At 68.0% G+C, this 8,469-nt stretch carries 6 protein-coding genes; 4 read left to right on the forward strand and 2 right to left on the reverse strand.

The features are described 5' to 3' along the window. Positions 1–336: 336 nt before the first annotated feature. A complete protein-coding gene (locus tag DBR12_RS11870; protein WP_108617449.1) occupies positions 337–2,412 on the reverse strand; it encodes an acetoacetate--CoA ligase in 2,076 nt (691 codons plus the stop codon). Between the two features lie 540 nt (positions 2,413–2,952). On the opposite strand from DBR12_RS11870, the gene DBR12_RS11875 reads away from it, so the two are divergent. The 3 genes from DBR12_RS11875 to ubiM all read left to right on the forward strand — a co-directional run bounded on the left by DBR12_RS11875 (position 2,953) and on the right by ubiM (position 6,635). Further along, positions 2,953–4,488: a BCCT family transporter gene (locus DBR12_RS11875; RefSeq protein ID WP_108617426.1), complete on the forward strand. Its 1,536-nt coding sequence runs from the start codon at positions 2,953–2,955 to the stop codon at positions 4,486–4,488. 139 nt (positions 4,489–4,627) lie between these two features. Further along, complete coding sequence (locus DBR12_RS11880) at positions 4,628–5,059, forward strand: hypothetical protein (RefSeq protein ID WP_108617427.1); 432 nt, start codon at positions 4,628–4,630, stop codon at positions 5,057–5,059. 268 nt (positions 5,060–5,327) lie between these two features. Then, a complete protein-coding gene (gene ubiM, locus DBR12_RS11885; protein ID WP_108617428.1) occupies positions 5,328–6,635 on the forward strand; it encodes a 5-demethoxyubiquinol-8 5-hydroxylase UbiM in 1,308 nt (435 codons plus the stop codon). 6 nt (positions 6,636–6,641) lie between these two features. Here ubiM and DBR12_RS11890 read toward each other — a convergent pair whose 3' ends face one another. Beyond that, on the reverse strand, positions 6,642–7,556 hold the full coding sequence (locus DBR12_RS11890) for a class I SAM-dependent methyltransferase (RefSeq protein ID WP_233244410.1): 915 nt from the start codon (positions 7,554–7,556) through the stop codon (positions 6,642–6,644). Positions 7,557–7,633: 77 nt separating this feature from the next. On the opposite strand from DBR12_RS11890, the gene DBR12_RS11895 reads away from it, so the two are divergent. Then, positions 7,634–8,272, forward strand: a complete 639-nt coding sequence (locus DBR12_RS11895; RefSeq protein ID WP_146185523.1) for a hypothetical protein — start codon at positions 7,634–7,636, stop codon at positions 8,270–8,272. The last annotated feature ends 197 nt before the right edge of the window (positions 8,273–8,469 follow it).

Genomic DNA, 8,469 nt, shown 5'->3' on the forward strand with positions numbered 1-8,469 from the left:
TGCGAAGGAACGACCGGTGTGGGAGCGCTTGATCAAGGCGTCCGGCGCGAAGCTGGATTGACGGATTGAGGGGCGGGGCAGTCTGCTACCGCCCCCGTCGGTCATGGCGCCCCTGAACACTCCCTCTCCCCTCGCGGGAGAGGGCCGGGGAGAGGGGGTGGTGCAGCACTGCCCCTTGGCACAGGCCCCCTCTCCCCCACCCTCTCCCACGGGGGGAGAGGGAGTCGCACAACGGCGCCGCTGGTGCTCCAATGAATTTGGCCCGTCCCAGCAGCATGGCCATGCAAAAAATCGAGCAAAAATAGCCGACACCGCCCGTACAGCAAGCCTGAATAGCTATGCATTTCGTAGCTTTTCAGCCCGCTCAGCCGCAAACGCCACATACCAGTCCAGGCACCCCGGGTTGGCCATCGCGTCCTTGTTCACGACCTTCTCAATGGGCTGGCCCAGTAGCAGTTTCTTGATGGGCAGCTCCTGCTTCTTGCCGCTCAAAGTGCGCGGCACCTCGGCCACCACAAAGATGTCGTCGGGCACAAAACGCGGGCTTAAAGCGGTGCGCACGGCGCCGTTGATGCGCGCGCGCAATGCGTCATCGAGCGCGTAGCCAGGGCGCAGCACCACAAACAGAGGCATGTAGCTCTCGCGGCCCAGGTACTCCAGGTCCACCACCAGGCTGTCGAGCACCTCGGGCAGGGATTCGACGGCGCTGTAGATCTCGCTCGTGCCCATGCGCAGGCCGTGGCGGTTGATGGTGGCATCAGAGCGGCCATAGATCACGCAGCCGCCGTTGGCGCCGATCTTGAGCCAGTCGCCATGGCGCCAGACTGCACCCATCGCGGCGGGGCCATCGCCATCGCCGGGCTGACGGCCATGGCCTGCGGGGTACATGTCGAAGTAGCTCGACAAATAACGTGAGCCGTCCTTGTCGCCCCACAGGAACAAAGGCATCGACGGAATCGGCTGCGCACACACCAGCTCGCCCACCGCGTCCTGCACGGGGCGGCCCTCTGCGTCCCACGCCTGAACGGCCGCGCCCAGCATGCGGCACTGCATCTCGCCCGGCACCTGGGGCATCTCGCGGTGGCCGCCGATGAAGGCACCGCAAAAATCCGTGCCGCCCGAGATGTTGTTCCACCAGATGTCTTTGGTGCCCAGCGCCTCAAACTGCGCCGAGCCCCATTCCTGCACCTCGGGCGACAGTGGCGAGCCGGTGGTGCCCAGCGCGCGGATGCGCGTCAGGTCGCCATAGTCACTGATCGTGATGCCCGCCTTCATGCAATTGGCAAAAAACGCCGCGCCCGCGCCGAAAAAGGTCACCCCCGTCTCGGCCGCAAAGCGCCACAGCACGCCCCAGTCAGGGTGGTCCTTGCTGCCGCCGGGGTTGCCGTCGTAGATCACGCAGGTGGTGCCCGAGAGCAGACCGCTGAGCTGCGCATTCCACATCACCCAGCCGGTGGAGCTGTACCAGTGGTAGCGCTCGCCAAAGCTGTTGGGCGCGTAGCTGCAGCCGATGTCGTTGTGCAGCACCTTCAGCTGCAACGCCACCAGCACCGTGCCGCCGTGGCCGTGCACGATGGGCTTCGGTAACCCGGTGGTGCCGCTCGAATAGACAATCCACAGCGGGTGGTCAAACGGCAGCCACATCGGCTCAAAGGCTGCGGTTTCTGCATCGTTTTGGACCGTTGCGCCCGTCCAGCTCGCCCAACCAGCCATCGAAACAGAAGCATCCAGATTGCCCAGCAGCACCGCGTGCTGAACGCTGGGCAGGGCCTCGCGCAGCTCGGCCAGCACGGGGCGGCGGTCATGGTCGCGCCCGCCGTAGCTCACGCCGTCCACGCCGATGAGCACCGTGGGCTCGATCTGGCGGAAGCGGTCCAGCACCGCATGCGTGCCCATGTCGGGCGCGCAGATGCTCCACACGCCGCCAATGCTCACGGTGGCCAGAAAGGCAATCATGGCCTCGGGCACGTTGGGCAGGTAGGCGGCCACGCGGTCGCCAGGCTGGACGCCCCGGGCCTTCAGGTGCAGCGCCAGCGACGCGACCTGGCGGCGCAGCTCGGGCCAGCTCAGCTCGCGGTGCTGGCCCTTTTCGTTGCGGCTGATGATGGCAGGCAGGCCCGCCGCGTGGGCGGCATCCACATGCCGCAGCGCCTGGCGCGCGTAGTTGACCTGGGCGCCAGGGAACCACAACGCACCGGGCATGGTGTTGTTGGCCAGCACGGCGGTGTGGGGCGTGGGCGACTGCAGCTCAAAGTAGTCCCACACGCTTTGCCAGAACGCATCCAGCTCGGTGGTGGACCAGCGCCACAGCGCGTCGTAGCTGTCGAACTGCAGGCCCCGTGCATCGCGCAGCCAGTTCTGGTACAGGCGGATCTGGGGGATGTAGGGCGGGGTGTTGTGTGTTGTCTCCATGGCGACGCAGCGTACCAGCGCCCCCGCGCGCTGGCCATGCCAGCCCGTCTCCAAATTGACAGCATGCATAGCATCCCTGGGCTTGACTGCGGTATTGCGCTGCGCCCCGCGCGGGCATTGCCTAAACTGCCGGCCTCCCCCGTTCTGCGCACGGCGCAGAGTTTTTGTTTTCTTCTTTCTTGCCCTTGCCCGCCTTGCCGCGCCACCGCTGCGCGCATCGGCACCGGGCCACACCACGGCGGGGTGCGCAGCCAGCGCGCCCCGCAAGCACACGCGGTGTGCCGGGCGCGGTCCGACTCCCGCGATGTACCGGCGGGTGCAGTGGCCCTGCGGCCCCCGCCCGCGCCATCTCTCTTTGGCCCTGCTCGTGTGCCGTCTGCGCAGGCGCGGCGGCTTGTGCTGCGCCGCTTTTTCGGGCCTCATCGCCCCATGGGCAAGCTGGTGTGCAGGCATGCATGCGGGTGCGTTCGCGCAACGCTGCGGTGGGTACGGTGGGTACGGTGGGTACATCCCATTTTCCGAATGTCAGAAAGGTGATCCATGGAACTTCTTGTCTCGGCGGGGCTGATCCTCGCCATCGTGCTCTGGGGTGTGGCAGCGCCGGACTCTCTCGGGGCCGTGTTCGACACGGCCCTGGCAGCCATCACGCGCAACTTCGGCTGGTTCTACCTGTGGGTGGTGCTGGGCCTGGTGGTGATGGCGCTGGTGCTGGCCTTCAGCCGCTATGGCGACCTGAAACTGGGCCAGGAAGACGATGAGCCCGAGTTCTCCATCGGCGCATGGTTTGCCATGCTGTTTGCTGCAGGCATGGGCATTGGCCTGGTGTTCTGGGGCGTGGCCGAGCCCATATCGCACTACGGCACCCCGCCGCCCGGCATTGTGCCGGGCACGCCCGAGGCGGCCAACGCGGCAATGCGCTACAGCTTCTTCCACTGGGGGCTGCACCCCTGGGCGGTGTACAGCATCGTGGCGCTGGCGATTGCGTTTTTTCAGTTCCGCAAAGGCGGCTCGGCGCTCGCCAGCACGGCAGTGCTTGCATTGCCGTGGGGGCCGCTGCAGCACATCGGCCCCGCGGTCAACATCCTGGCTGTGATCGCAACCGCGTTTGGTGTGGCGGCCTCGCTGGGCATGGGGGCGCTGCAGATCAATAGCGGGCTGCACACCGTGCTGGGCATGCCGGTGGGCGCGGCCTGGCAGGTGGGCATCATTGTGGCTACCACCGCACTGTTCCTGGTCTCTGCGGTGTCGGGCCTGGGGCGCGGCATCAAGTGGCTGTCCACCTTCAACCTCATCATGGCGGCGCTGCTGGCGCTGGCGGTATTGGTGCTCGGGCCCACCGTCGTCATCATCGACACCTTCACCAATACGCTGGGCAGTTACCTGAGCGACTTCGTGCGCATGAGCCTGCGCATGACACCCTTTCGCGACAGCAACTGGGTGGGCAACTGGACGGTGTTTTACTGGGCCTGGTGGGTAAGCTGGTCGCCGTTCGTGGGCCTGTTCATCGCCCGCGTCTCGCGCGGGCGCACCATCCGCGAGTTCATCCTGGGCACGGTGCTGGCGCCCACGCTGGCGGCGTTTGTATGGTTTTCGGTGTTCGGCGGTGCAGCGCTGCACCTGCAGATCATGCAAGGCGTGCCCCTGGCCGATGCGGTCAACGCCGATATCTCCACCGCGATGTTTGCCATGTTCCACGCACTGCCCTGGGGGGCCGTGATGTCGGGGGTGGCTACTGTGCTGGTGTTGGTGTTCTTCGTCACCTCGGGCGACTCGGCCACGCTGGTGCTGGGCATGATGAGCACCGGCGGGCAGGAAAACCCCTCGGCACGCGTCAAGGTGATCTGGGGTCTGCTGATTTCGGGCATTGCCATCAGCCTGCTGCTGGCTGGGGGCGTGAAGGCCGTGCAGACCGCCACCATCGTGTTCGCCCTGCCATTCACCGCCGTGATCCTGCTCATGGCACTGGCCCTGTGGCGCGGCGTGAAGGAGGACTGGGAGGCCGAAGACCGCCGCGACCGCGCCCTGCGCCGCCGCCTGCGCGAGATGGCGGACCCGGCCACGCCGCCACAGCCGTAGACCGACGCCCGGCGCACCGCTTGTGCGCCTGGGGAGAGGCAGGGTGCATGCGTCTATCATCCGCAGCCACACCTGCCCCCGCGCCCCTCTGTCTCCTCTCTTTGCTTCGCGGCTGATACCGATACTGATACCGATACCCATGCCCCTGCTCATGTCCGCCTGGCCCGCCGTGGTCCTTGTATTGCCCGCCCTGGTGCTGGTGTCGGCCATCGTTTTTCTGGCCAAGGGCAACCGACGGGCGTTTGCGCAGTTGCTGGCACTGGCTGCGTGTTTTCTGATCGGGGCGCTGCTCATGGAGTTTTTCACCTTCATGGGCGCGCTCATGGCGCGCTCGGGCAGCCAGCACACCACCCCTGAAGTGGGCACGGGCACGCGCCAGTTGCTGGCCCTCATCGGCAACCCGCGCTCCATCACCGCGCCGCCGCTGTCGCTGGCCGCCGTTGCTGCGTACAGCATCCCCGCGTCATACCTGTGGCTGCTGGTGACCTGGGGGCTGCACCTGCGCGGCAAAAAGGCGGGCGGGGCCAAGAAGAAATCTGCCAAGGGCACACGCAAGGCCGCCAAGGACTGAGCGCCTGAGCGACGGTGGCGGTGGGAACCAACCCACCGTGCGCAGCACCTGGCCGGGGGCCTCAAATTTGAAGGTTTTTTGGCCGTTTCCGCGCACTGGCATTGCCTTGATAGCTATCATTTAAATAGCATTCACCCGCGCAGCCGCTTGACCCAGGGCAAAACCCGCCGCGCAGGCCGCGCCCACAATGGCGGGCACCCCAGATGCCTTGTCTGGACAAGCCCGGCCCTGTTCGGCCCTGCTTCGCCTTGTTCGATTTCTCCCTGCCATGACCACCACCCACCACAGCGACGTGCTCATCGTCGGCGCAGGCCCGGCGGGCCTGTCGCTGGCCATCTCCCTGGCCCAGGCCGGTTTCACCGCCACCGTGGTCGAGCAGCAGAGCGACAGCGCCCTGGCCCAGCCCGCGCCCGATGGCCGTGAGATCGCCCTCACCCACCCCAGCCGGGCCACGCTGCAGAGGCTGGGCAGTTGGGCCCATCTGGCAGACCACGAGGTAGGCCAGATCGCCGAGGCCCAGGTGCACGACGGCCCGCTGGGCCGCCACAGCGCGCTGCAGCTGAACGCAGCCAACGGCGCAGGCCGTGCAGGCCCCGCCCCCGGCGACCCGCTGGGTTTCATCGTGCCCAACCATGCGCTGCGCCGCACGGCCCACGCCGTGGCGGCACACACGCCGGGCGTGCGCCTGCTCACCGGCACCCAGGTCACCCGCGTGGCCACGCTGCCCGGCCATGCCGAGCTGGACTGCGTGCCCACCGCCCCTGGCGACCCCACCACGCCCCAGCGCCTGACGGCCCCGCTGCTGGTGGCCGCCGACAGCCGCTTCTCAGCCACGCGCCGCCAGCTCGGCCTGGGCGCGCAGATGACCGACTTTGGCCGCACCGTCATCGTCTGCCACATGCGCCACACCCTGCCCCATGGCGGTGTGGCGCACGAATGTTTTGGCTACGACCGCACCCTGGCCGTGCTGCCCCTGCCGGATGACCCCCAAGCGGGGCACGCGCTGTGCTCGGTGGTGGTCACGGCGGGTGCGGCAGACGCGGCAGCGCTGATGGCCCAAAGCCCCGAAGCCTTTGCCGCCCAGGTGCAGGCCCAGTTCAACGACCGGCTGGGCCCCATGGCGCTGGTGGGCGAGCGATATGCCTACCCGCTGGTGGCCGTGTATGCCCAGCGCTTTGCGGGCCACCGCTGCGCGCTGCTGGGCGACGCCGCAGTGGGCATGCACCCTGTCACGGCCCACGGCTACAACCTGGGTTTGGCGGGGGTGGAGCGGCTCACGGCCACGCTGGTGAGCGCGCGCCAGCGCGGGCAGGACATTGGCAGCGCCGACGCGCTGGCCCCTTACGCCCAGGGCCACCACCGCCACGCCTGGCCCATCTACCAGGGCACCAACGCCATCGTGCGCCTGTACACCGACGCCCGCCCGGTGCCGCGCCTGCTGCGCCAGCTGGTGCTGCAAGGCGCACGGCGCCTGCCACCGCTGCAGGCGGCCATCGTGGGGCAGCTCACGGGCAAAGCGCCCGCTTGGATGCGGTTGCTGTCGCCCGGGCCGGCAACGGAACCACGACAGATATAGAGCGGCTCAGGCGAAGCCATCCTCGACCCCGAGTGTGGCCACCCCATACACCGGCGCCCCCAGCCAGGGCCGCCACAGCGCATCCAGCGCGATGCCCGCCCAGCCACAGCCTTCGGCAGCGCTCTGCTCACGCAGCAGCCGCAGGCGCGGGTGCACTGCGGCCAGCTCGGCCATGCGGCCCACACCCCAGCAAAACTCGGCCCCCGTGGGGCCCACGCTGGGGTTGCGCGCCGCACTGCCCACGGCCTGGCGCGTCAGCACATCCAGCACCATGCGCGAGCCGCAGGGCGCACGCTGCGCAAACTCGGCCAGCACGGCCTGCACCTGCGCGGGCTGCAGGTACATCAGCACCCCCTCGCACACCAGCAGCACCGGCTGCGCGCTGCTGCGCGGTGGCAGCCCCAGGCGCTGCCACCAGCCGGGCTGGGTAAGGTCCACACCGGCCTGCCGCATGCGCGGGCCCAACACCGGCAGCAGCTGCTGGCGCAGCGCCATCACCTCGGGCAGGTCGGCATCCAGCCACTGGTTGGCGCCCGCATCCAGCCACTGGAAATGCTGCGCAAGCCCACACCCCAGGTTGGCCCCCAGGCCCTGCGGATGCGCCGCAAAAAAAGCGCGCCCCGCATCCTTGACGGCCCTGGTGCGCCACAGCACCTGGAACACGGTGGGCAGGTCATCCAGCAACGCATTCACATCGGCGCCCAGGCGCTGCAACAACTCGCCCGCGACGGCATCGCGGCAGTCCAGCCACGGAAAGTAGCGCGCCCCCCGCGCCCGCGCCGCCAAAGGGATCAGCAAGGTGCTGGGCACAGGAAGCAGCTGCGCGCGCTGCAACAGGCCAGGGGTTTCGCCCACCGGGGCCCCCAGGGGCGCAGGGCTGCGCGGCGGTCGGGCACGGCGTCGGGCGGGGGTCTGCTGCACGGGGCGCTCCTCCTGTGGCAGCGGGCGCCACGGTTGGGTGGGATGCGGTAAGGCCCGGGATCCAGGCCAGCGCCATTGTGAACGGATTGGGGCGGGGTGCGGTGGCCTGCAGCGTTACACGGGCTTGCAACACCGCAGGCCAGCTCACAGCCACCGAGTTCAGCAGCTACCAGTACAACAGCGCAGGCCGCATCACCAGCCTCACGCAGAACCTCTGGAAGCCCGGCAGCACCAACCCGCTGCAAAGCACCCTGGCCCGCGCCGACACCACCTGGACCGTGCAGTACGACACCCTGGGCCGCATCACCCAGATGGGCGACAACGTGCGCACCACCACCTACCAGTACGACGCCAGCCACAACCGCCTGCTGGGCTTCAAGCAAACCGCCACCAGCGCAACAGGCAACAGCGCCAGCACCAGCACCAGCACCAGCGTCACCTACCAATACAACAGCGCAGGCGACCTGCTGGGCGACGGCCTGACCACCTACCGCTACGACAGCGAAGGCCGCATGGAAAGCTCCAGCACCGGCCAGGGCGAAGACGCCCCCACCACCAAATACGCCCACAACGGCCTGGGCCAGCGCGTGTTCAAGACCGAGCCGCTGTACGCCAGCACCAGCACCGGCAACAAAACCGGCAAAACCTCAACAACCTGCTGGCCGACGACGACGAACCGCAGGGCGAGCCGCCCGGCCTCATCCAGCAAATCCTGAACTTCTTCAGCAAACTCTGGAGCCCCAGCACCAGCGATGCAGAAAAACTGGGCTACAGCTACATCTACGCAGAAGACGGCAGCCTGCTGGGCGAATACGGCTCGGGCGGCAGCAACAGCACAGGCACCGCCCAATACATCTATTTACCCACCGCCAGCGGCCCCATGCCCATCGCGGCAGTGATCAAAGGCCAAACC

The sequence above is a fragment of the Acidovorax sp. HMWF029 genome, assembly GCF_003060895.1.
In the GTDB taxonomy this organism is placed as follows: domain Bacteria; phylum Pseudomonadota; class Gammaproteobacteria; order Burkholderiales; family Burkholderiaceae_C; genus Acidovorax.